This is a genomic window from Halosimplex halophilum (assembly GCF_004698125.1).
GTDB classification, from domain to species: Archaea; Halobacteriota; Halobacteria; order Halobacteriales; family Haloarculaceae; genus Halosimplex; species Halosimplex halophilum.
This window is the reverse complement of record NZ_SRHV01000006.1, coordinates 1-22,066: the sequence shown is the minus strand read 5'-3', so window position 1 is coordinate 22,066 and position 22,066 is coordinate 1. Positions and strand designations below refer to the sequence as shown.

Sequence of the window (22,066 nt, the reverse complement as noted above, 5' to 3'; positions counted from 1 at the left end):
GGGGGACGGGCCGATTCGCGGCGAAACCGGGGCAGGAGGGACCGTTGCGTGCGGACGGTAGCGGGGCCATCTGTCGTGCCGTGTTTTGTCATCACACGGTATAAAATTTGATTTGGCCGGGTGTGCCATGAGTGGGCATGCCCTCCAGCGATTCCGATCCCCCGGAGTTCGCGCGGGTCGACTGGGACGCGACGGCGCCCGGCCGGCGGCGGCCGTCCGCGAGGACGACCGGGTTCGCGCTCGCGTTGCTGGCGGTTGTCGGCCTGCTCGCCTACGACCTGGTGGTCGAACCCGAGAAGACGATCCCGTTGGTCGGGTGGGACGTGAACCGGTCGGGCTGGCTGGTCGTCGCCGCGCTGGTCGTCCTCGCCCGGTACGTCCTCGTCCCGCTGGTGGCCGACCGCGACCGGACCGCCCGGCACGTCCGGGCGTTCCTCGCCCGGCCCGCGGGCGTCCTCGCGCTCGGGTACCTCGTCCTGTTCGCCCTGCTCGGCGTGCTCGGGCCGGAACTGTTCCAGTTCACCTACGCGAAGCTCGACGCGCGGCTCCAGCCGCCGGTGTTCGCCGGTGTAAACATGGGCGCCACCGACGGCTACTCCTGCGTCGGCCCGGTCGTCGACGGCGTCTGTCGGGGCACCTGGCAGTACCCGCTCGGGACGAACCGCATCGGCGAGAACGTCGTCGAGGGACTCATCGGCGGGATGCACGTCGCGGTCAAGGTCGGCGTCGCAACCGCGGTGGTGATGGCCGCCGTTGCGACGACGGTGGGGACGGTCGCCGGCTACTACGGCGGGTGGGTCGACGACCTGGTGATGCGCTACGTCGACGTCCAGCAGACGATCCCGGCGATCGTCGTCTACATCGTCCTCGCGACGCTGTTTTTCGGCAACGTCGAGGGCATCTCCGACGGCGGCGCGTTCGCGTTCGTGCTCGTGTTCGGGCTGCTCGACTGGGGCGGGATCGCCCGGCTGGTCCGCGGCGAGGCGATGCAGCGGCGGAGCGAGGGGTACGTCCGCGCCGCGAGGGCGGCCGGCGCGAGCGACCTGCACGTGGTCCGCCGCCACGTCGTCCCGAACTCGACGGCCACCATCGTCACCGCGCTCACGCGGCGGATCCCCCTGCTCGTGCTCGCGCAGGTCGGCCTCGCGTACCTCGCGCTCAACTCGACGCGGCCGGCCTCGTTCGGCGAACTGCTCCGGGTCAGCCTGCAGGGCCGGCACATGCCCTGGCACGTCCAGTGGTGGACCTCGGTCCCCGCCGTCCTCCTGCTGGTCGGGCTGGTCGTCTCGTTCAACGTCTTCGGCGACACGGTCCGGGACGTGCTCGATCCCCGGGAGGAGGTGCGGTAGATGGCCGACCCGCTCCTCGACGTCCGCGACCTGCGGGTCCGCTTCGACACCGACGAGGGCGTCGTCCGCGCGGTCGACGGCGTCGACTTCGACGTGGGCGAGGGCGAGACGGTGTGTCTCGTCGGCGAGTCCGGGTCGGGCAAGACCGTCGCCTGCGAGTCGATCACCCGGTTGCTCCCCGACTCCGCCGCCGTCGACGGGGAGATCCGCTTCGACGGGACCGACCTCACCGACTGCTCGGTCTCGGAGCTCGAATCCTACCGCGGCGGGCGCATCGGCCACGTCTTCCAGAACCCCCAGGACGCCCTGGACCCCGTCTACACCGTGGGGGAGCAGGTCGTCGAGGCGATCCGCATCCACCGCGACGTGTCGAAGGCGGCCGCCCGCGAGGAGGCCGTCGCGCTGCTCGACCGCGTCGGGATCGGCGAGGCCGCGGCGCGGTTCGACGACTACCCCCACCAGTTCTCCGGCGGGATGAAACAGCGGGTCGTCGTCGCGATGGCCCTGGCGGCCGACCCCGACCTGCTGATCGCCGACGAGCCGACGACGGCGCTGGACGTGACCATCCAGCGCCAGGTATTGAACCTCCTCGCGGACCTGCAGGCCGAGCGCGGGATGGCGCTTCTGTTCGTCACCCACGACCTGGGCGTCGTCGCGGAGATCGCCGACCGCGTCGTCGTCACGTACGCCGGGAAGGTGATGGAGACGGCCGGCGTCCACGACCTGTTCGACGACCCGGCCCATCCGTACACGCGGGCGCTGCTGGCCTGTCTCCCGGGGCGCGGCGCGGCGCTGGAGACCATCGGCGGGTCGATCCCGGAGCCGACCGACCCGCCCGACGGCTGCCGGTTCCACCCGCGCTGTCCGCACGCGGTCGACGACTGTATCGGGGGCAACCAGCCCGCGTTCCGGGCCGTCGACGGGGGCCGTGCCGACACCGACAGCGGAGGGCAGGGAGGTCCGGAGGGGGACACCGATGCGGGTGCGACCGACCACGGGGTCGCCTGTCTGCTCTACGGCGAGGACCACGCGCTCCCCCCGGAGCTGGGGGTGAGCGATGACTGACGCGCCGCTCCTCGAAGTCCGGGACCTCGAGAAGCACTACCCGGTCCGGTCGGGGCTGCTCCGGCGGGTGACCGGCCACGTCGAGGCCGTCGACGGCGTGAGCTTCGAGGTGCGCGCGGGGGAGACGGTCGGGCTCGTCGGGGAGTCGGGCTGCGGCAAGTCCACGACCGCGACGACGCTGCTGGGCCTTGAGGAGCCGACGGGCGGCGAGGTGCGCTTCGACGGCCGGCCGGTCGCCGACCTCGCGGGCGACGACCGCGACCGCTTCCGCCGGCGCGCCCAGGTCGTCTTCCAGGACCCAAACTCGGCGTTCGACCCGCGGCTCACCGTCGGCGAGTCGGTCGCCGAGCCGCTGGCGATCCACGGTCTGCGCGACGCCGACCGTCGCCGGGAGATCGTCGCCGACACGCTCGAACGCGTCGGACTGACGGCGGCCGACGCCGACCGCTACCCCCACGAGTTCTCCGGCGGGCAGAAACAGCGGATCGCCCTCGCCCGGGCGCTCGTGCTCGACCCCGACCTGCTGGTCGTCGACGAGCCCGTCTCCGCGCTGGACGTGAGCGTCCAGGCGGAGATCCTCTCGCTCCTCTCGGACCTGCAGGACGACCTGGGCCTCGCGATGGTGCTCATCAGCCACGACCTGGGGGTCGTCCGCCAGGTCTGCGACCGCGTCTGCGTCATGTACCTCGGCGAGGTCGTCGAGCGCGGGTCGGCCGAGGCGCTGTTCGCCGACCCGCGCCACCCCTACACCGAGGCGCTGCTGTCGGCCATCCCCGAGCCGGACCCGGACGCCCGCGACGCGGCCGTCGAGCTGACCGGCGACGTGCCCGACCCGTCGAACCCGCCCGCCGGCTGCTCGTTCCACCCGCGGTGTCACCGCGTGATACCCCCCGAGGGGTTCGAGTTCCGGGACGGCGAGTTCCGGGGGGTGCTCGACCTCCGGCTCGCCGTCGAGCGCGGTGACGTGGGCGCCGACGAGTTCGACGACCCCGAGGCCGTCCGCGAGGCGTTCGGCGTCCCGGACCCGCTCTCCGACGGCGAGGCCGAGCGGCTCCTCGACGATGCGGTCGACGCGGCCGCGGCCGGTCGGACCGACGAGGCGGCCGACCGGCTCGACGCCTTCGAGAGCGTCTGCGAGCGCGAGGACCCCGCGCTCGAACCGACCGACGGAGACGGGGGCGGGGACGAGCGCGCGGATCACCCTGCGGCGTGTCTACGGAACGGCGAGTCGGCCGAGTCGGCACCACCGACGACCGAGTGATCGACTGTTCGTGTGGCCCCCGCCGCGGGTCGAGGCGCCGTCAGAACGGGAGCCGTCCTTTCACACGTCCGTCCGCCTCGTCGGACAGTGTTTGAGCTCTCGAAACGAGGTAAGTACCACGAAGCCAGTCGTTCTGTGCTCGGATTCCAGTCGGATCTATCGAACGGTCGCTCACTCCACTATCTCTCCCAGCGCAGACCGCAGTGCCTGCTCGACGATGCGCTCTTTGACCGTCGCGCGCTCGCCCTCGAAGCGGTGGTGTTCGACGGTCGCGTAGGGGTCACGGCCGTCGCCGCCGGCGTACGCGATGCCGATGTAGACGGTGCCGACCGGGGTGTCGGCGTCGCCGCCGCCCGGGCCCGCGTAGCCGGTCGTGGAGACGCCCCAGTCGGCGCCGGTCTCGTCGCGGATGTGCCGCGCCATCGCGCTGGCGACCGTCTCGCTCACCGCGCCGTGGCGCTCCAGGCTCTCCCGGGAGACCGCGAGCAACTGGCGCTTTGTCCGCTCCGTGTAGGCGACGACGCCGCCGACGAAGTAGTCGCTCGACCCGGCGACGCCCGTGATCGTCGACCCGAGCAGTCCCCCGGTACAGGACTCGGCGACGGCCAGCGTCTCTCCGCGCTCGCCCAGTATGTCGCCGATCCGCGCGGCGGGTGCGTCGTCGTTCATGCGAGCGAGTACGACGCCGGGCGGGAAAACACTCTCCCCGCTCCGATCCCCGCGTGCGGGCCGAGGGCCGATCCCACGACTCGGATGCCGGATCCCCTCCAGACGACTTGACCGTCCCGGCGCGGGTCTTATGTAACACTAGCCCGGAGCACGCCTCCGATTGTTACATAAGATCAGCCCGTGAGCAGTGCGGGCCGAACCGGGCTTCCGAGTACTACTCCGCGCTCGGCCGCTCACATCGCTGGACCCTGCGGTAGCCGCGATGACCCGGACGACGGGGATCAGACGAGGAGCTGGATGTCGGCGTCGGCCATGTCCTGGAGGGCGGTGGCGGCGCCGACGCCCGCGGTGACGCCGTCGTAGAAGTCGTCCTCGTCGTAGTCCATCAGGTCGATGGTCATCTGACAGGCCTGGAACTCCACGCCCATGTCCAGGCTCGTCTCGACGAGCTCTTCGATGGTTGCGGTGTCGTTGTCGTCGATCTTCTTCTCCATCAGCTTCGTCGTCACCCGATCCATCCCGGGCAGGGCGGCGACCGCGTTGGGCACGGGCATGTTGGGGTTGCCGACGGAGCTCAGCTTGAGGTCCTTCGAGCGCTCCTCGTGGAGGATATCCAGGCCCCAGAACGTGTGGAAGACCGTCACGTCGTAGCCGAACGCGGCCGCGGTGCTGGCGAGGATCAGCGGCGGGTAGGCCATGTCCAGCGTCCCTTTCGTCGCAATGATCGACATCTTCTTCGGGTCGTCGTCGTCCTCCGACTCGGCGAGCGACTCCTCCAGCTCGGCGACGCGTGCGGCCAGCTCCGCGCGGGAGGGGGCGTCACCCTCGGCCGCGTCGGGGGCGTCCTCGGCTGTCGTGTCTGAGGTGTCCGTGCTCATTTTCACTCCGTCTTGCGCACGTAGTGTTTGTACACGTCACCGCTCTCCTCCTGTGCGAGCAGTTCCACGCCGTCCGTGCCGTCGGCCCAGCCGTCGATGTCGCTCATGCTGCCCGAGTCGGTCGCGAGTACCTCCAGAACCTCGTCGGCGGCGAGGTCGTCGATGGCCGATTTGGTCTTGACGACCGGCATCGGGCACGATGCGCCTTTCACGTCGAGCGTCTCCGCGATGTCGTATTCTGCACTCATTGTTGTGTCCGCTCCGTTGATTTGTCTTGGAGCTAACGCACAATATTGACTCCGTAGTTAAAAGATTGCTGGTTCTTGTGACTGACGCCAACTACTGGTCAGTGGCGAAATCGTAATTTCCCTCAGTATCGGGTATGTAGTCGTATACACCGCTCCAGACAGAGTCGCAGGGGGATACTATATTGTGCATAAGATGGAATACTATGCAAACCCTTTAGTACGTCCATCCGATAGACGGGGGTGCACGACATGAACGCGGAAGACTTCCCAACTCCGGACGCCGACGTGGAGACGGTCGCCCCGGAGACGCTAAAAGAGCGCATCGACGCGGGCGAGGACGTGACACTGCTCGACGCGCGAATGAACTCGGACTACGAGGAGTGGCGCATCGACGGCGAGAACGTCACGTCGATCAACGTCCCGTACTTCCAGTTCCTCGAGGACGACATCGACGAGGACGTGCTCGACCGGATCCCCGACGACCGCGAGGTAACCGTCCTGTGCGCGAAGGGCGGCGCCAGCGAGTTCGTCGCGGGGACGCTCGCCGAGCGCGGCTACGACGTGAACCACCTCGAAGACGGCATGAACGGCTGGGCGCGCATCTACGAGGCCGTCAAGGTCGAGAACTACGACGGCGCGGGGACGCTCGTCCAGTACCAGCGCCCCTCCTCGGGCTGTCTCGGCTATCTGCTCTACGACGACGGCGAAGCCGCAATCATCGACCCGCTGCGGGCGTTCACCGACCGCTATCTCGCCGACACCGACGACCTCGGCGTCGACCTGCAGTACGCGCTCGACACGCACATCCACGCCGACCACATCTCGGGCGTGCGCGACCTCGACGACGAGGGCGTCGAGGGCGTCGTTCCCGAGGCCGCGGTCGACCGCGGCGTGACGTACGCTGACGAGCTGACCACGGCCGCGGACGGCGACACCTTCGAGGTCGGAGACGCGACCGTCGAGGCGGTGTACACGCCCGGCCACACGACCGGAATGACCTCGTACCTCGTCGACGACAGTCTGCTCGCGACCGGCGACGGACTCTTCGTCGAGAGCGTCGCCCGCCCCGACCTCGAAGAGGGCGACGAGGGCGCGCCGGACGCCGCGCGCATGCTCTACGAGTCGCTGCAGGACCGCGTCCTACCGCTGCCCGACGACACGCTCGTCGGTGGCGCGCACTTCAGCGACGCCGCCGAGCCCGCTGCGGACGGTACCTACACCGCGCCCATCGGCGAGCTCGTCGATGAGATGGACGCACTCACGATGGACGAGGACGACTTCGTCGAGCTGATCCTCTCGGACATGCCGCCGCGGCCGGCCAACTACGAGGACATCATCGCGACGAACCTCGGGCAGAACGCCGTCGACGACGACGAGGCGTTCACGCTGGAGCTCGGGCCGAACAACTGCGCCGCCAGTCAGGACTCGCTCGCGGGTGACTGACGACGCCGATGGTCACTGACCCAGTACTGCTCCAGGCGGCCGCCGACCTGTTCCCGAACGGGATCAGTCGCTACGCCGTCGGCGGCCTGCTCGTCGGCCTCGGGACCGTCCTGATCTACGTCGGGACGGGTATCCCGGCCGGGGCGAGCACGTTCCTGGAGTCGACGCTGTCGTACGTCTCCGACCAGTCGCGGTTCCAGCAGTACGTCGCCTCGCGGGACTGGCGGCTCGTGTTCACGGCCGGCATCGTGCTGGGCGGGCTAGCGTTCGCGGCGACGGTTCAGTCCGGCCTGGTCACGAGTTCGCTGTACGAGCCCGGAACGACCGGCCAGCTCTACGAGGTCGCCGGCGTGACGCTCTGGCAGACCGACGTCCAGCCGTGGCGGCTGTTCGTCGGCGGTATCCTGGTCGGCATCGGAACCCGGATCGGCAAGGGCTGTACGTCCGGCCACGGCGTCTGCGGCGTCGGTTCGGCGTCGAAGACGTCGCTGGCCGGCGTCCTGACGTTCCTGACCGTCGCCATCGGGACGGCACAGGTCGTCGCCGCGCTGGGGGTGAGCCCATGAGCGACCGGCACCCGCTGTTCAAGCCGCTAGTCTTCGTCGGCGGCATCGTGTTCGGGTTCGGGCTCGGGTTCAGCCACATGGCGCGCCCGGAGGTGGTGCTGAACTTCCTCCAGTTCGAGGATCTGGGCCTCCCGTTCGTGATGTTCGGGGCCGCCATCGTCTCCGGGATCGCGTTCGCCCTGTTGCCCCGTATTCGGGACGCGGCACCCCTCACGGGCGACCCCTACGAGCGCCGCCTGAAGCCCTTCGACCGGAACGTCCTGGTCGGCGGCGCCGTCTTCGGCGTCGGCTGGGGCCTCTCGGGCATCTGCCCGGGCGCGGCGTACGCGAGCCTCGGCGTCGGCAACGTCACGATCCTCTGGGCGCTCGCCGGGATGTTCCTCGGCGCGTACGCCCAGGGCTACTGGCGGAGTCGGAACCACGCGCGAGATACCGCCCCCACGGGCGCGGACTGACCCGCTTCAATGGACCCCGCTCTCGTCGTCCTCTTCGCCGGTGCAGCGCTCGCCAGCCTGTTCATGGCGTGGGTGATCGGCGCCGGGTCGAGCGGCGCGACCCCCTTCGCTCCCGCCGTCGGCGCGAACGCCATCGCGACGATGCGGGCCGCGCTGCTCGTCGGCATCTTCGGGTTCGCCGGCGCCGTCACACAGGGCGGCAACGTCTCGGAAGCCGTCGGGAGCGGCCTCGTCGGCGGCATCAGCCTGCCGATCGCCGGCGTCATCCTCGTGCTCGTGCTGGGCGCGGGGCTGATGGCGGTCGGCATCACGACCGGCTATCCGATCGCGACGGCGTTCACCGTGACCGGCGCCGTCATCGGCGTCGGCCTCGCCCTCGGCGGCACGCCGGTCTGGTCGAAGTACCAGCAGATCGCCGCCGTCTGGGTATTGACGCCGTTCGTCGGCGGCGGCATCGCGTTCACCATCGCGAGTCTCCTTCCGCGCCCCGATGTCCCCGAACGGTACAGTATTCCCGTCCTCGCCGGCCTCGTCGGGGCGGTCCTCGTGAACGTCCAGTTCAGCTTCCTGGGTGAGGGAGGCACGTCAGGAACACTCCGCAGTATCGGACAGCAGGTGCTCGCAGTCGACGGGCTTGCCTCGGCAGTCAGTATTACCGGCCTCGCAGCGCTAGCGGTCGCGGCGGTCGTCTGGTGGGATGTCAGTCGCGACGAACCCGGTGGCTTGCGGCGCGTGCTGCTGGCGCTCGGGTCGCTCGTGGCGTTCTCCGCTGGGGGGAGTCAGGTCGGACTCGCCGTCGGACCGCTGCTCCCGCTCCTCGACGAGGTCGGGATGGTCTCGACGTTCGCCGTGCTCGTCGGCGGCGGGCTCGGGATGCTTGTCGGCTCGTGGACGGGTGCGCCCCGGATGATAAAGTCGCTCGCCCAGGACTACTCGTCGCTCGGGCCGCGCCGCTCCATCTCGGCGCTCGTCCCCTCGTTCCTGATCGCGCAGCTGGCAGTCCTGCTCGGCGTCCCGGTCTCGTTCAACGAGATCGTCGTCAGCGCCATCATCGGGAGCGGCGCGGCAGTCGGCGGTCGGGAGGCTGTGGATGCCCGAAAAATCATCCTGACGGTGGGAGCGTGGGCAGGGTCGTTCGGCCTCTCGTTCGCGCTCGCGTATGCCGCCGGCGTCGCAGTGTTGTAGACGCCGCCCGGCGGGCTCGACGCCGGCTCGGCCTGAGATGACGGGCTCCACCCCAGGTGGAGGGACTTTCGTTCGTCGATACGGACCGGGAGTCCGGGTCACGATCTGCCCGATATTGTGCTGTCGTTGGAGTGCTACAACATTCTATTCATTGTTATCAGCCCCCTCTCACTGTTCTATGAGGCGACGCACCTATCTCGCCGGGCTGTCGACGGCAGCGGCGGGAGTCGCGGGCTGTGCAGCCGGTGACGGGAATCCCGACGTGGTCCTGTCCGAACCGGACCGGGAGTTCGAGAGTGCCGACCTGCCGTACCCCGCGTGGGGCGAACGGGTGCCGGACGTGTCCCTCCCGGCCGTCCGCGCTGACGGGACTGTCGACCTCCGGGCGGTCGAGCGCCCCGCACTGTTGACGTTCTTCTACAGCCACTGCAGGACAGTCTGTCCGGTACTGGTCGGGACGCTCCGGAACGTCCAGACGCACGCGCTGAACGAGGGGTACGGCGGCGCGGTGCGGTTCTACCCGGTGACGTTCGACCCCGCTCGCGACGACGCCGACCGCCTCCGCGCGTACGCCGACGAACGAAACGTCGCGCTCGGGGCGGCAAACTGGCAGTTCCTCCGGCCGGCCTCCGCCGAGCGGGCGGAGGCGGTCGTCGCGGACGCGTTCGGCGTCGCGTTCCAGCGGACCGAGCCGCCGGAGACGGACGGCTACATGTTCACGCACACGGCGATGACGATACTGGTCAACGCCGACGGCTACGTCGAACGCGCCTACCGGACGAAATCGCCCGATCCGGACGAACTGATCGACGACCTGGCGGCGGTCCGCGAGGCATGAACCGGCGAACGGCGGTCGCGACCATCGCGGGCGTCGGACTCACCGGTGGCAGCGCGTTCGCGCTGGGCGGCGCCGGCCCGTTCAACGACGGCGACGGGCTGCCGGTCCGCGTCGAGGGGATCGACGCGCCCGGATCCGACGCCGGGCGACTGCGAGTCCCTCGCCCGGACCGACCGACACTCGTGGACTGCTTCGCGACGTGGTGCGGTCCCTGCGACCGACAGATGGAGACGCTGACGGCGCTGTATCCGGAGTACGAGGGCCGCCTCGACTTCGTCTCGGTGACGAACGAGCGCGTCGGCAGCGGCCTCTCGCGGGCGGACATCGCCGACTGGTGGGCGCGCCGCGACGGCGACTGGGCGGTCGGAGTCGACCCCGAGAGCGCCGTCATGTCGGCGATCGGCGCCGACGGCCTCCCGTACCTGGTGCTGACGGACGCCGAGGGCGTGGTTCGGTGGCGACACTCGGGCGTCGCGTCCGGCGAGCGCCTGCGGTCGGCGTTCGAGGCGGTGCTGGAGGGATGACGGGCGCGCTCGGCGGCGCGGTGGGGTTCGCGGCCGGTGCCGGCGTCGCGACGTTCTTCGCGCCCTGCGCGTTCCCGCTCGTCCCCGGCTACGTCGGGTACTTCCTCGAACGCGGCGGCGACGATGCACCGGGAGCGGCGGCCGCCGCGGCCGCACTCGGCTCGCTCGGTGCGTTCGCGCTGGTCGCGGGGGCCGTCTACGCGCTCGGACGCCGGCTCACGTCGCTCCTGCCTGCGTTCGAGCCGCTCGTGGGCCTCGCGCTGGTCGCGTTCGGCGCGGCGGCGCTGTCCGGCCGCGGGGCGGCGACGGTCCCGCTCCCGAACCGGCCCGACTCGGTGGTCGGGTTCGGTCTCTTCGGCGGCGCGTACGCGCTCGCGGCGGCCGGCTGCGTGGTCCCGGTCTTCCTCGGCGTCGTCGCGCAGGCGCTGACCCTCCCCCCGGCGGGGGCGACGGCGGTACTGGCGGCGTATGCAGGCGCAGCGACGGCACCGCTGGTCGGCGTGACCCTGCTGGCGAGCGCGGGTGTGGACGCCTGGCGGTCGCTCGGTCGCTACGGGGGCGCCTTCGAACGCGTTGCGGCCGTCGTCATGATCGCCGCCGGCCTCGGACAGGTCGCGCTGTCGGTCGCCGTGCTGGACGTGGTCTGACCGGTCGAGCGGACCGATGCGCTCGCGCTCAGAACGACTGCGCGAACGTCAACAGGTCCACGGCGACGATGAACAGTACGACGAGGACCGCGACGAGGATGATCGCTTTCAGGAACCACGGCATCGATCGGTCGGCTGCGGGCGTATCGCTCATACGATCAGTAGTCGTGGCGGTCCCCTCAACCCACCGTTGGCACACGACAACGGCGGAGACAGATCGCGGTACGAGCGGGGCGCGACAGCGCGACCGAAACTGACTGGCTACTGGCCGAACAACTTCGGGGTAGATGCGGGAGTTCGTCTTCACGCTGACGTACGAGACGGGGGTCGACCCGCTGATGGACACGCTCGCGGGCGCGCCGGACGCGCGCTCGACGGCGCTGGTCTGTCCGGTCTCCGAGTCGGAGGTCCGGCGGCTCGACACGGTCACGGGACCGCCGGAGACGGTCGAGCGGGCGGCGGCGCTGATCGCCGACGAGGAGCGGGACCTGCTGTCGGTCAGCGACCGCGGCTGCGCGGGGCGGCGATACAGCGACGTGCTCGCGGCCTCGGCGCGGCGGGCCGTCGTGTACACCCGCGTCTCAGAGGCCACTCGCTGCGACGCCGTCTCGCTGATCGCCAGCCGATACCTCGAGGGCGGCGTCTTCGCGGAGGTGACCCGCCGCGAGTCCGAGGCGCGCTGGCGGGTCCTCGCGGAGAGCGACGAGAAGGTCGGGATGCTCTACGACACCCTCGGGGGGACGCTCAGAGGGGGGATCTCCTTCCGGTTCGAGCACTTGGAGGACGCGACCGAGCCGCCGTCGAACCCGTTCGCCTCGCTGTCGCTGCGGCCCGAGCAGCGGCAGGTGCTCGAACTGGCCGCGGAGAAGGGGTACTACGAGACGCCGCGGGAGACGACGCTCGACGACCTCGCGGCCGAACTCGACTGTCCGCGCTCGACCGTCTCCTACCGGCTCAGGCGCGCCGAGGCGGAACTCGTCGCGGGGTTCCTCTCGGCGACCTGAGGCCGGTCGTCGCGGGGGAGTCACGGAATGACGGAGTCGACGAAACCGCACTCCTCAGCCGAGGAAGACCCCGAGCGCCGCGTCGACGACGCCGACCGGGACGGGCGGCGCGGCGGGGTCGAACGGCCCGTCGGCGACCATCGAGAATATCGGGAAGCCGTAGGCGATGGCGACGAGGACGACGGCGATGGCCGCCCACAGCCTGAAGTTGTCGAGCACCCGCGGGGCGTCCTCGGGGCCGGAGATCGGTTCCGGGAGGTGGCTGTCGACGCGGAGGCGCCCGCGGCCGCGGTCGGCGAACCACGTCGCCAGCATCACCGCGGCGAACAGCGCCGCGCCCAGCGTCAGCAGCGCCCCGCCGACGGCGATCTGGAGGCGCATCTCCGGGATCGACCCGAGCGCCGCCTCGAAGGAGACCTGGTCGTACTGGGGTTCGGCGGTCCGCCGGGGGACGCCCGCCAGGCCGGCCCGGTGCATCGCGTTGGACATCAGCGCCATCCCGATGAACCAGACGTACGGCTGGACCTGCGCGACCCCGTAGAGCTGGAGGCGCTTGCCGGTGACCTGCGGGTACAGCCAGTAGCTGAGCGCCATCATCGTCAGCGCGCTGGCCGTGCCGACGGTGAGGTGGAAGTGGCCCGGCACCCAGAGGGTGTTGTGGACCAGCGAGTTGATGTTCATTCCGGCGTTGACGATGCCGGAGAACCCGCCGGCCGCGAACATCAGCCCGGCCAGCGCCATGCCGGCGAAGGCGGGGTTGGCCCACGGCAGCGCCTTCATCCACCCGAAGTAGCCGCTCCCGCCGCGCCGGCGGGCGCCGTACTCCATGCTGGCGACGACGGTGAAAGCGGTGAGGAAGCTCGGCAACAGGAGGAACATCGTGTTCGTCATCGCGACGAACTTGAAGCCCTCCGCGACCCCGGGGTCGGCGTACTGGTGGTGGAAGCCCACGGGCGTCGAGAGGATCAGGAAGAGGACGAAGACGACCCTGGCCAGCGGGTCGCTGAACAGCCGGCCGCCGGCGAGTTTCGGCAGGATAGTGTACCACGCGAAGTACGCGGGCATCAGCCAGAAGTAGACGACCGGGTGGCCGAAGTACCAGAACAGCGTCCGGGTCAACAGCGGGTCGACGCTCTCGATGAGCCCCATCGACAGCGGCAGCAGGAAGACGAGCACCTCGACGGCGACGCCGACCGTCGAGATGTACCACATCAGCATCGTCGTCAGGACCATGAACGTCTGCAGCGGCACGCGCTCGCCGCGGTTGTCGCTCCGCCAGCGCAGATACGAGCGGATCCAGTCGGCGCCGGCGAGCCAGGTGCCGACCAGCCACGCCGCGAGGCCGGCGTAGAACAGCGGATGGGCCTGCAGCGGCGCGTAGAAGGTGTAGAGCACGTCAGCCTCGAAGGGGATCTGCCCGACGAAGCCGCCGAAGATGGCCGCCGCGACGGCGGCGGCGCCGCCGAGCTGGAGACCGAACCAGGCCAGCGAGAACCGCGGGTTCGGGAGGTCCCGGCCGAGGCTGCGGCTCGTCCCCCAGGTGAACGCCCCCGAGAGGAAGAATATCGTGAAAAACAGCGCGAGCAGGACGCCGTGGCCGGTCAGCACGGAGTAGTAGTCGCTCGAACTGATGACGCCGCGGAAGACGTTCGTCCGGTGAAGCGCCTGGACGATGCCCAGTACCGCCCCGATCAGCAGTGCGGTGAACGAGACGCCGAAACAGAGACGGGTGACACGGGCGGCCGCAGGGTACTGGTCGACGAACGCGAGGCGCTCGCCGGCGGCCAGTTCGCGCCCCTCGGCGGTCCCGGTCGCCCGCTCGTCGTGTGCGTGGGCCATCTACGCGCTCACCTCCGCGGTCGCGTTGAACTCGCCGGGCGGGACCACTTCGAGCGACCCCGCCATCGTGTGGTGGCCCTCGCCGCAGTACTCGTTACAGACGATGCCGTACTCGCGGGCCTCGTCGAACTCGGCGGTGACGACGGCCTTCTGGCCGGGGATCGCCATCGTGTTGATGTTCGTGCCGGCGACCTCGAAGCCGTGGAGCACGTCGACGCTGACGACGTGGAACGTCACGGTGCTGCCGGCGGGGACGCGGATGGGCTCGGCCGTCCCGGGGACGAACGCGAACCGGCGCGTCTCGACGTACACGTCGTAGTGCCCGGGCTCGCTCCCGTTGTAGACCCCCGGCTCGCGGAAGTTCTCGCCGTCCGTCGGGTCCGTCGCGTCGACCTGTCCGCCCTCGGCGTCGACCATGCCGTACCCGGCGACGACGGCGCCGTACGTGACCGTCCCGACGAACAGGACGATCATCCCGAGCGCGGCGACGAGCCAGATCCGCTCGAACCTGTGGACGTGCATCTCAGCCCACCACCGTCGGGCCGTTCCCCAGGAACTCGACGAAGTACATGAACAGCCACGTCAGCGTGACCACGAGAAAGTAGACGGCCAGCAGCGCCGCCGCCCCGACCGGGTCGAACGCGTCGTGGTCCACCGACTCCGTCTCGGCCTCGGGCACCTCCGACTCGTACATCGGGCCGCCGCGATTGGCGACGACCGTGGCGGCCGGATCCGCGCTCTCTTCGCGTCGTACCCCTTCGAACGCCGGTTCCGGCGGCGTTCGCCACCCGTAGAAGTACACGGCGCCCGCCGCGAGCACGGTGACGAGCCCGCTCACGACCGTCGCGGCCAGGAGCGACCCGCTCCCCGACCCGGTCGCGAGCACGAAACTGGCTTCAAGACCCTGCATATTGGGTGTCGTTCGGGTGCAGTCGGTTGTAATCTGGTTTGTCGCAGGACAACCGGCGAGCGCCCCCCGCGAGGGTTGTCGCGGGACAAGCTGGTACTTATTCCCGGTAGTTCCGTCGGTGAGTGACACCTCGCGGCCGCCGGCGCGGAACGGCCTGCGGTCGCCGAACACCCATGACCGGCAACACGCTGCTATCCGAGCGGTCAGACGCGCTCGTCCCCCCGGAGTGGGTCGCCGAGCGGCTGCCCGAGGCCCGGTCGGACGACCCATCGTTGCGACTCGTCGAGGTGGACCTGAACACCGCGTTCTACGACGAGGGGCACCTCCCGGGAGCGGTCGGGCTCGACTGGCGGTCGGACCTGCGACACGACCGGCGGCGGGACGTGCCGTCGGCACGCGCGTTCGCGGACCTGCTCGGCGCGCACGGCATCACCGAGGAGACGACGGTGGTCGCGTACGGCGACAACGCCAACTGGTTCGCCGCGCACTTCTACTGGCTGTTGCGCTACTACGGCCACCAGGACGCGTACCTGCTCGACGGCGGGCGCGAACACTGGGTCGAATCGGGCCGACCGACGACGACGGAGGTGCCGTCGTTCACGCCCCGCAGGTACGAGCCGGCCGGTCCCTTCGAGCACGTCCGCGCGTACCGCGACGACGTGCGGCGAGCGATCGACGACCGGACTGCGCTGGTCGACGTGCGGCTGCCCGAGGAGTTCGACGGGACCGTCGTCGCGCCGCCCGGGATGGACGAGTTCGCCCAGCGCGGCGGCCACGTCCCCGGTGCGGTCAACGTCGTCTGGTCGGCGAACGTCGACGCGGACGGCCGGTTCAAGCCGCGAGCCGACCTCGCCGCGCTCTACCGCGACCGCGGCGTCACCCCCGACCGGAGCGTCGTCGTCTACTGCCGCATCGGCGAGCGCTCGTCGCTGACGTGGTTCGTCCTCTCGGAGCTGCTCGGCTACCCGTCGGTCCGGAACTACGACGGCTCGTGGACCGAATGGGGCAGTCTTGTCGGCGCTCCAATCGAGACCGGCGGACCCGGGTCGGACGACCGTGGCGGCTAGTCGCCGACCGGGCGCGTCGAGTTGAGGACGACCAGCAGGCTGCTGGTCGCCATCGCGACGGCGGCGAAGAGGGGATTGAGGACGCCGGCGACGGCCAGCGGGAGCGCGACCGCGTTGTACAGGAACGCCCAGCCGAGGTTCTCGCGGACGCGTCGGCGGGTCCCTTCGGTCGTCGCGAAGACGTCGGGCAGCGGGCCCAGCGAGTCGCGGGTGACGACCACGTCGGCGGCGTCGACAGCGAGGCGCGTCCCGCGTTCCATCGCGATCCCGAGGTCGGCGGCGGCCAGTGCCGGCGCGTCGTTGCTCCCGTCGCCGACCATCGCGACCGGCCCCTCCGCCGCGAGGCGGTCGACGACCGCGGCCTTCGCCTCCGGCGGGACGCCGGCGAACACCTCTTCGACGCCCGGGTGGGACTCGAACCGGCTCGCCGCCGACCGGTCGTCGCCGGTGATCACGACTACGCGCCGGTCGGCGGTCAGGTTGTCGACCACCGCCGCCCAGTCGTCGCGCACTTCGTCGCCGACCACGACCGCCCCGTGGACGCGGCCGTCCCAGCCGACGTAACTCGGGACGGCGTCGGCCGGCGCGTCCTCGTAGGTGGTCGCGACCCCGTCGGGCACGGGCCAGCCGCGCTCGTCGAACAGCCCGGCGTCCCCGACGAGGACGCGCCGGTCGCCGACGGTCGCCTCGACGCCCTGTCCGGGGTGGGTCTCGAAGTCGGTGACGGCGTCGTCCGGGAGCGTCCCGGCCGCGACGACGGCCTCGGCGACCGGGTGAGTCGCGAACTGCTCGACGGCCGCCGCGAGCGCGAGCGTGTCTTCGTGGCCGACCACCTCGCGGACGGTCATCGACCCGGTGGTCAGGGTCCCCGTCTTGTCGAAGGCGACCGTCTCGACCTCGGGGGCGGTCTCCAGCGCCGAGCTGTCGGTGATGACGACGCCCGCCGCGAGCGCGTCGCGGATGCCGGCCGCGACGGCCATCGGCGTCGCCAGCCCGAGCGCGCACGGGCAGGAGACGACGAGGACGGTCAGCCCGGTCAGCAGGGCGGCCGTCGGCCCGTCCCCGAGCAGGAGGTGGACGGCGGTCGTCCCGACCGCGAGGACGAAGACCAGGGGGACGAACGCGGCGGCGATCCGGTCGACGAGCCGCTGGGCGCCGGCCGAGCCGCTCTGGACGGCCCACAGCGTCTCGACGAGGCGGTCGGCTGTGCTCGTCGGGTCCGCGTCGGCGCGGACCACGAGCCCGCCGTCAGTGACGGTGCCGCCGCCGACCACCTCGTCGCCGGGTTCCTTCGAGACGGGCAGCGACTCGCCGGTGACCAGCGACTCGTCGACGGCTGCGGTTCCCTCGACGACGGTGCCGTCGACGGGGACGCGTTCGCCCTCGCGGACGACGAGTTCGTCGCCGCCCGCCGCCGCGTCGGTCGACACGGATTCGGTCCCGCCGGCGGTCCGGCGTCGCGCCGTGTCGGCCCGTTCTTCGGCTGCCTCCGAGAGCCGGCCGGTCGCACGCCGGCGGACCCGGTCGCGGTAGTAGTCGCCGACCGTCACCGCCAGCACGACGACGACGGCCACGTCGAAGTAGAGATCCGTGTGACCCAGCACCATCGCGAGCGTGCTGTATGCGTAGGCGGTGACCGCGGCGACGGCGACCAGCAGGTCCATGTTCGGCTCGCGGACCCGCAGGCTCACCGCGGCGCCGCGGAGCAGCGGGTAGCCGGTGTAGCCGACGACCACCGTCGCCATGGCCCAGACGTTCGCGAAGAGGAACCCGCCGGCCGGTCCGTCGAGGTCGACCAGCAGGGAGTCGGGCGCGACGCCGAGGTAGACGGGGTAGAGGAAGAGGACGTACCACGCCATGACCATCATCCCGAAGAAGCCGCCGACCAGCAGGCGCCCGACTGTCCCCTGGTCGTCGTCGCCGGCGTCGTGCCCGGTCGGCGCCGCCTCGTACCCGTAGTCGGAGACGCTGTCGGCGACGCCCGCCTCGTCCGTCAGGTCGTCGTCGTAGACGACGCGCATCATCCCGGAGGTGTAACTCGCCTCGGCCGCTCGCACGCCGGCCGCGTCGGTCGCTGTGGCTTCGAGGAACGACTCGCAGGTGGCGCAGTGCATCCCGGACACGTCGAGGTAGGCCCGCTCGCCGTCGACCTCCTCGACCGCGGGGCCGCCGTCGATCGCGTCGGGGTCGGCCTCGGCCGGCGCCTCGTCGAGCGTGCGCGCGACCTCCAGACAGCCGCGACAGCAGAAGGCGCCGTCCACGTCGTCGTCGGCGTGGGGCGAGTCGGGCGTCGGGAGCCCGCAGAGGGTACACTCGGCCATCGTCACCCCAGCGGCTGGTAGGCGGGCAGCGGCGGGTGGGGCAGGTGGATACCCAGTAGCATCAGCCCGTGGGCGAGCGGGAGGTAGCCCATGAGGAGAAAGGCGACGCCGAGCGCGCGATGGAGCGGTCCCTGGACCCGCGGCGAGACTGACTGGAACGCGACGCCGTAGGCGAACACCGCCGGGACGGTCGCCAGTCCCAGCGTCGCGAGCGAGAGCGCGCCGTAGACCGGCGACCCGGCGGCGAAGGCGTAGAGGAACGCGGGATACAGCAGCGGACAGGGGAGGAGCCCGTGGACGGCGCCCAGCGCCGCGATGCGCGGGCCGCGGACCCAGCGGTCGACGCGGGCCAGCAGCACGCTGCTGACCCGCTCGAAGGCCGAGGGAGTCCAGCCGCCCCCGAGGGCGCCGGCGGTCGACCCGGTGAGCGCGTACCGGGCGCCTGTCAGCACGATGAACCCGCCCACCAGCACGCCGGCGACCGCGCGCACGTCGTCGGCGACGGCCGCGACCCCCGCGGCGTCGTACAGTACGGTACCCAGCGCGCCCATCACAGCCCCGACGAGCGCGTAACTGACCGTCCGGCCGAGGTTGAACAGCAGGTGCTGGCGGATCTCGGAGAAGCCGACCGGCCCCTCGCCGCCCAGTCGGTCGGCGTACAGCGTCACCAGCGGCCCGCACATCCCCAGACAGTGGGCGCCACCGAGCAGGCCGACGAGCGCGAAGACGGCGAGTCCCGCCTCCGCGCCGCCGACCGGTACGGCGGCCTGGAGCGGCGCCATCACTCGCCGGTCAGACGAGCCGGGAGGTACCGCTCGTCCGTCGACCCGAACATGATCCGCACGGCGACCACGATGAGGACCGTGTTGAGAATCGCCAGGGCAGCGACCGGCTCGAGCCCGAGTGCGAACGCCAGCGCCGACGGGACCGCGAGGAGCCCGACCAGCGGCAGCCACGATAGCGGAATAGCGTCCATGAATCACGCTGTCCTCCTCAGCTGATTAAAATACGGGTTGTCACAGGACAACTTCCCGGAACCGGGAGCTGCCCGCCGACCGGCCCAGTTCGACCCCGGCCCGGCCCGCAACCCACCCGTGCGCTGCGGCGAGTTGAGAAGTTCTCGGTCGTGGGCACAGTCCGGACCCAAGGACCACACGAATCCAATCGTGGAAGGGGTCCCCACTGTCTCTCCGGGAGCCGTTCGGATGATGCGACTCTCTCTGTGGGAGTATCCCCCTGTTTCCGGAAGTCTGTCGACTTCGAATACAGCCCGCTCCCCGTGTGTTTGCTATAACGTACGGCGCACTGCTCTAAATAGAATTGTACTATAGTCCCAAAACCGTTAAGTGATGTAATGGATTAGGCGGGTTTGAGCAGAAACCCATGAACTACACAATACCAGTTGAGGTGCTGACGGATGTTCGGGCTTGAGAACGCCAGCGGCATCGACGGCGCCGTGCTCGTCGTCGGTGTCGTTCTGGTCGAGGCGATCGTCCTGTACGTCGGTTACGGGCTCCTGGAACGGGTCTTCGGACCGGCGATCGTCGACGCGGTGAGTGGTAAATGACGATGGAGCTGTTCGGAGTCGCCGCCTCGCTTCTCGCGCTGTTCGCGGGGTTCGGCGTCCTCATCGGGCTGCTGTTCGGCTTCTTCGGGATGGGGGGGTCGTTCCTCGTCACGCCCGCGCTGATGGTGATGGGCTACGAGACCGACGTCGCCGTCGCCTCGGGGCTCGCGTTCGTGTTCGCGACCTCGGTCATCGCGACGCTCAAACACCGCGACCTCGGACAGGTCGACTACAAACTCGGCGTGCTCATGATCGCCGGCACCACGGCCGGCATCGAGGTCGGGAAACTCGGCCTCCACGCGCTCCAGGCGATGGGGCTCGCCGACACCGTCGTGAGCGTCATCTACGTCGGCCTCCTGGGTGGCATCGGCGCGTTCATCACGTACCAAGCTACGAAGGGCGACGGTGGCGGCGGCGTCAGCCACGATGCGGACGCCGATGCTGATGCGGAGGACATCCCCGATATTGCGGAGAAGATTCAGTCCTACCGGGTGCCCCCGATGATAAGTCTCAGGGGCGGCATCACCGTCTCGCTGTGGATGATCCTCGCGGTCGCGTTCGCGACGGGCCTCCTCTCGGGGTTCCTCGGCGTCGGCGGCGGGTTCATCCGGATGCCCGCGCTGTTCTACCTCATCGGCGTGCCGGTGCCGGTCGCGGTCGGTACCGACCTCTTCGAGATCGTGTTCTCCGGCGGGATCGGAAGCTTCCTCTACGCGATGGACGGCGCGGTGAACCTCTCGATCGTCGTCCCGCTGCTCGCCGGGAGCGCGCTCGGCGCACGACTCGGCGCGGCCGCGACGAGTCTCGTCGACGAGGACGAGATCAAGGTCTACTTCGGCGTCATGCTGCTGCTGGGCGCGCTCGCCGTCGCAGTTCGCAAAGTCGGGAATTTCATGGATATCCCAGAGCTGCAGACCGTTTCGCTGGTCATCATTCTCGGTGCCGCGACGCTCGTCGCCGGTGCGGTCGTCGTGAGCTCGATCCGGGCGCTCCGCGCGGAAGGGCCGCCCGCGGCCAGCGCGGCGGACTGACGACCGCGTTCCCGACTCCACGCCCCGGTTTCCGACGACTCGTGCGTGCATTTGTGCGATCCGTACACAAATCTTTTAACGGCGTGGTGCCTACGTCGACCTGAAAACGATGCCAGATTCGATGTCAGAACAACTCCGCCGGGACATGGAGTGCGAGGGGCTGCTGGAGTGTTTCCACGGGCTCAAGGAACTCGACAAGGAGTGTTTCCAGGCGCTCGTCGAGGCCGAAGAACCGCTGACCGTCGACGAGATCGCCGAGGCCGTCGACCGCGAACGCTCGACCGCGTACCGGGGCGTCCAGCGCCTGCTCCAGGCCGGATTCATCGAGAAAGACCAGGTCAACTACGACCAGGGCGGCTACTACCACGTCTACTCGCCGGCGGACCCGTCACAGATCGCCGACGACATGCAGCGGCTACTCAACGACTGGTACGCGAAGATGGGCCAGCTCATCCAGGAGTTCGAAAACAAGTACGAACAGTCCGAACCCTCGGCTCCGCCCGCTGAAAGCTAACGCTGCTGTTTCTCTGCGTGGATCCCCGGTCCGCTCACCGATGAGCTGATCTGCGCCGGCCGTTCGTACCCCTCTCGGAATCCTGGTTTCAGTTTGTATTGGTTAGTATTGTAAGCATCATCCAAAACTCTTAATTGGTACTGGTACGTACAGTATGGTGATGGCAACCGATACTGCGACCGATGCCGGCACCGGGTCTACGAACGAACCGCTCCACGTTGATGGCGAAGCTCATCTCGACGAAGTCGTTGCTGAAAACGGGGTCGTCCTCGTGGACTTCTACGCCGACTGGTGTGGCCCCTGCCAGATGCTCGAGCCGGTCGTCGAGACGCTGGCCGCGGAGACCGACGCGACCGTCGCCAAGGTCGACGTCGACGCCAACCAGCAACTCGCTCAGTCCTACGGCGTCCGGGGCGTGCCGACGCTCGTCCTGTTCGCCGACGGCGAGCAGGTCGAGGAGGTCGTCGGGTTGCAGGGCGAGGAGCAGTTGCGCTCCCTGGTCGGGAGGTACACCGAGTAAATGACCGAGGAGAGACGGGACCTCGTCATCGCCGGGTCCGGGGTCGCCGGCCTCTCGGCGGCCGTCTACGCCGCCCGGGCCGACCTCGACCCGCTCGTGCTAGAGGGCGACGAGCCCGGCGGCCAGCTGACGCTGACGACCGATGTCGAGAACTACCTCGGGTTC

Annotated in this window: 27 protein-coding genes; 17 read left to right on the top strand and 10 right to left on the bottom strand. The window is 69.9% G+C overall.

From position 1 onward, the window contains the following. Nucleotides 1–137: 137 nt before the first annotated feature. The 3 genes from E3328_RS20355 to E3328_RS20345 are packed head-to-tail and all read left to right on the top strand — an operon-like array spanning nucleotide 138 to nucleotide 3,675. Complete coding sequence (locus tag E3328_RS20355) at nucleotides 138–1,349, top strand: ABC transporter permease (RefSeq protein ID WP_135366491.1); 1,212 nt, start codon at nucleotides 138–140, stop codon at nucleotides 1,347–1,349. Continuing rightward, complete coding sequence (locus E3328_RS20350; RefSeq protein WP_135366490.1) at nucleotides 1,350–2,414, top strand: ABC transporter ATP-binding protein; 1,065 nt, start codon at nucleotides 1,350–1,352, stop codon at nucleotides 2,412–2,414. Then, the gene (locus tag E3328_RS20345) at nucleotides 2,407–3,675 is read left to right on the top strand and encodes an ABC transporter ATP-binding protein (protein WP_135366489.1); all 1,269 of its coding nucleotides are present in this window, start codon (nucleotides 2,407–2,409) and stop codon (nucleotides 3,673–3,675) included. Before E3328_RS20350 ends, E3328_RS20345 begins: the two co-directional genes overlap by 8 nt. A 171-nt stretch (nucleotides 3,676–3,846) precedes the next feature. Here the strand turns inward: E3328_RS20345 and E3328_RS20340 are convergent, their stop codons facing one another. The 3 genes from E3328_RS20340 to E3328_RS20330 form a co-directional block, all read right to left on the bottom strand. Further along, nucleotides 3,847–4,344 carry a CinA family protein gene (locus E3328_RS20340; protein WP_135366488.1) on the bottom strand — a complete coding sequence of 166 codons (498 nt, stop codon included), beginning with the start codon at nucleotides 4,342–4,344 and terminating at the stop codon, nucleotides 3,847–3,849. A 281-nt stretch (nucleotides 4,345–4,625) separates the two neighbouring features. Next, nucleotides 4,626–5,222, bottom strand: coding sequence for a DsrE/DsrF/DrsH-like family protein (locus E3328_RS20335; RefSeq protein WP_135366487.1), 597 nt, complete (start codon nucleotides 5,220–5,222; stop codon nucleotides 4,626–4,628). 2 nt (nucleotides 5,223–5,224) lie between these two features. Continuing rightward, nucleotides 5,225–5,470, bottom strand: coding sequence for a sulfurtransferase TusA family protein (locus tag E3328_RS20330; protein WP_135366486.1), 246 nt, complete (start codon nucleotides 5,468–5,470; stop codon nucleotides 5,225–5,227). Between the two features lie 249 nt (nucleotides 5,471–5,719). On the opposite strand from E3328_RS20330, the gene E3328_RS20325 reads away from it, so the two are divergent. The 7 genes from E3328_RS20325 to E3328_RS20295 all read left to right on the top strand — a co-directional run bounded on the left by E3328_RS20325 (nucleotide 5,720) and on the right by E3328_RS20295 (nucleotide 11,128). Next, nucleotides 5,720–6,913 (top strand): MBL fold metallo-hydrolase, encoded by a 1,194-nt coding sequence (locus E3328_RS20325; RefSeq protein ID WP_135366485.1) that lies wholly within the window; start codon nucleotides 5,720–5,722, stop codon nucleotides 6,911–6,913. 8 nt (nucleotides 6,914–6,921) lie between these two features. Next, nucleotides 6,922–7,479 carry a YeeE/YedE family protein gene (locus tag E3328_RS20320; protein ID WP_135366484.1) on the top strand — a complete coding sequence of 186 codons (558 nt, stop codon included), beginning with the start codon at nucleotides 6,922–6,924 and terminating at the stop codon, nucleotides 7,477–7,479. Further along, on the top strand, nucleotides 7,476–7,934 hold the full coding sequence (locus E3328_RS20315; RefSeq protein WP_135366483.1) for a YeeE/YedE family protein: 459 nt from the start codon (nucleotides 7,476–7,478) through the stop codon (nucleotides 7,932–7,934). Before E3328_RS20320 ends, E3328_RS20315 begins: the two co-directional genes overlap by 4 nt. Before the next feature lie 9 nt (nucleotides 7,935–7,943). Beyond that, nucleotides 7,944–9,119 (top strand): inorganic phosphate transporter, encoded by a 1,176-nt coding sequence (locus E3328_RS20310; protein WP_135366482.1) that lies wholly within the window; start codon nucleotides 7,944–7,946, stop codon nucleotides 9,117–9,119. 178 nt (nucleotides 9,120–9,297) lie between these two features. After that, entirely contained in the window at nucleotides 9,298–9,957 is a 660-nt protein-coding gene (locus E3328_RS20305; RefSeq protein ID WP_135366481.1) for an SCO family protein, read from the top strand. Continuing rightward, nucleotides 9,954–10,481 carry a TlpA family protein disulfide reductase gene (locus tag E3328_RS20300; protein WP_135366480.1) on the top strand — a complete coding sequence of 176 codons (528 nt, stop codon included), beginning with the start codon at nucleotides 9,954–9,956 and terminating at the stop codon, nucleotides 10,479–10,481. The genes E3328_RS20305 and E3328_RS20300 overlap by 4 nt, the downstream gene beginning before the upstream one ends. Further along, nucleotides 10,478–11,128 (top strand): cytochrome c biogenesis protein CcdA, encoded by a 651-nt coding sequence (locus E3328_RS20295; protein WP_135366479.1) that lies wholly within the window; start codon nucleotides 10,478–10,480, stop codon nucleotides 11,126–11,128. Before E3328_RS20300 ends, E3328_RS20295 begins: the two co-directional genes overlap by 4 nt. 28 nt (nucleotides 11,129–11,156) lie before the next feature. Here E3328_RS20295 and E3328_RS22780 read toward each other — a convergent pair whose 3' ends face one another. Beyond that, nucleotides 11,157–11,282, bottom strand: coding sequence for a hypothetical protein (locus E3328_RS22780; protein ID WP_281275821.1), 126 nt, complete (start codon nucleotides 11,280–11,282; stop codon nucleotides 11,157–11,159). Between the two features lie 133 nt (nucleotides 11,283–11,415). Between E3328_RS22780 and E3328_RS20290 the strand changes: the two genes are divergently transcribed. After that, on the top strand, nucleotides 11,416–12,132 hold the full coding sequence (locus tag E3328_RS20290) for a helix-turn-helix domain-containing protein (RefSeq protein WP_135366478.1): 717 nt from the start codon (nucleotides 11,416–11,418) through the stop codon (nucleotides 12,130–12,132). A gap of 54 nt (nucleotides 12,133–12,186) precedes the next feature. On the opposite strand, the gene E3328_RS20285 is transcribed toward E3328_RS20290, so the two are convergent. Genes E3328_RS20285 through E3328_RS22860 form a run of 3 tightly spaced genes read right to left on the bottom strand, consistent with a single transcriptional unit; the run spans nucleotide 12,187 to nucleotide 14,665 of the window. Further along, nucleotides 12,187–13,971: a b(o/a)3-type cytochrome-c oxidase subunit 1 gene (locus tag E3328_RS20285; RefSeq protein WP_135366477.1), complete on the bottom strand. Its 1,785-nt coding sequence runs from the start codon at nucleotides 13,969–13,971 to the stop codon at nucleotides 12,187–12,189. After that, nucleotides 13,972–14,493, bottom strand: coding sequence for a cupredoxin domain-containing protein (locus tag E3328_RS20280; protein ID WP_135366476.1), 522 nt, complete (start codon nucleotides 14,491–14,493; stop codon nucleotides 13,972–13,974). It abuts the gene before it with no gap. 1 nt (nucleotide 14,494) lies between these two features. Then, nucleotides 14,495–14,665: a cytochrome oxidase gene (locus E3328_RS22860; RefSeq protein ID WP_135366669.1), complete on the bottom strand. Its 171-nt coding sequence runs from the start codon at nucleotides 14,663–14,665 to the stop codon at nucleotides 14,495–14,497. A gap of 389 nt (nucleotides 14,666–15,054) precedes the next feature. Here E3328_RS22860 and E3328_RS20270 point away from each other — a divergent pair, with 389 nt between their 5' ends. Then, nucleotides 15,055–15,948: a sulfurtransferase gene (locus tag E3328_RS20270; RefSeq protein WP_135366475.1), complete on the top strand. Its 894-nt coding sequence runs from the start codon at nucleotides 15,055–15,057 to the stop codon at nucleotides 15,946–15,948. On the opposite strand, the gene E3328_RS20265 is transcribed toward E3328_RS20270, so the two are convergent. Genes E3328_RS20265 through E3328_RS20255 form a run of 3 tightly spaced genes read right to left on the bottom strand, consistent with a single transcriptional unit; the run spans nucleotide 15,945 to nucleotide 19,245 of the window. Then, nucleotides 15,945–18,269, bottom strand: coding sequence for a heavy metal translocating P-type ATPase (locus E3328_RS20265; protein WP_135366474.1), 2,325 nt, complete (start codon nucleotides 18,267–18,269; stop codon nucleotides 15,945–15,947). The two genes, E3328_RS20270 and E3328_RS20265, sit on opposite strands and share 4 nt — an antisense overlap. Before the next feature lie 2 nt (nucleotides 18,270–18,271). After that, nucleotides 18,272–19,051 carry a sulfite exporter TauE/SafE family protein gene (locus E3328_RS20260; RefSeq protein WP_135366473.1) on the bottom strand — a complete coding sequence of 260 codons (780 nt, stop codon included), beginning with the start codon at nucleotides 19,049–19,051 and terminating at the stop codon, nucleotides 18,272–18,274. Next, nucleotides 19,051–19,245 (bottom strand): DUF8131 family protein, encoded by a 195-nt coding sequence (locus E3328_RS20255; protein ID WP_135366472.1) that lies wholly within the window; start codon nucleotides 19,243–19,245, stop codon nucleotides 19,051–19,053. The genes E3328_RS20260 and E3328_RS20255 overlap by 1 nt, the downstream gene beginning before the upstream one ends. A gap of 441 nt (nucleotides 19,246–19,686) precedes the next feature. Here E3328_RS20255 and E3328_RS22255 point away from each other — a divergent pair, with 441 nt between their 5' ends. The 5 genes from E3328_RS22255 to E3328_RS20235 all read left to right on the top strand — a co-directional run. Continuing rightward, a complete protein-coding gene (locus E3328_RS22255) occupies nucleotides 19,687–19,836 on the top strand; it encodes a DUF7512 family protein (protein WP_167837498.1) in 150 nt (49 codons plus the stop codon). Between the two features lie 2 nt (nucleotides 19,837–19,838). Then, entirely contained in the window at nucleotides 19,839–20,867 is a 1,029-nt protein-coding gene (locus E3328_RS20250; RefSeq protein WP_135366471.1) for a sulfite exporter TauE/SafE family protein, read from the top strand. Between the two features lie 109 nt (nucleotides 20,868–20,976). Next, nucleotides 20,977–21,381 carry a helix-turn-helix domain-containing protein gene (locus tag E3328_RS20245; protein WP_135366470.1) on the top strand — a complete coding sequence of 135 codons (405 nt, stop codon included), beginning with the start codon at nucleotides 20,977–20,979 and terminating at the stop codon, nucleotides 21,379–21,381. Nucleotides 21,382–21,541: 160 nt separating this feature from the next. Continuing rightward, nucleotides 21,542–21,901 (top strand): thioredoxin, encoded by a 360-nt coding sequence (gene trxA, locus E3328_RS20240; protein WP_135366469.1) that lies wholly within the window; start codon nucleotides 21,542–21,544, stop codon nucleotides 21,899–21,901. Continuing rightward, nucleotides 21,902–22,066 (top strand): NAD(P)/FAD-dependent oxidoreductase (locus E3328_RS20235; protein WP_135366468.1); only part of this gene is annotated, 165 nt, incomplete at its 3' end.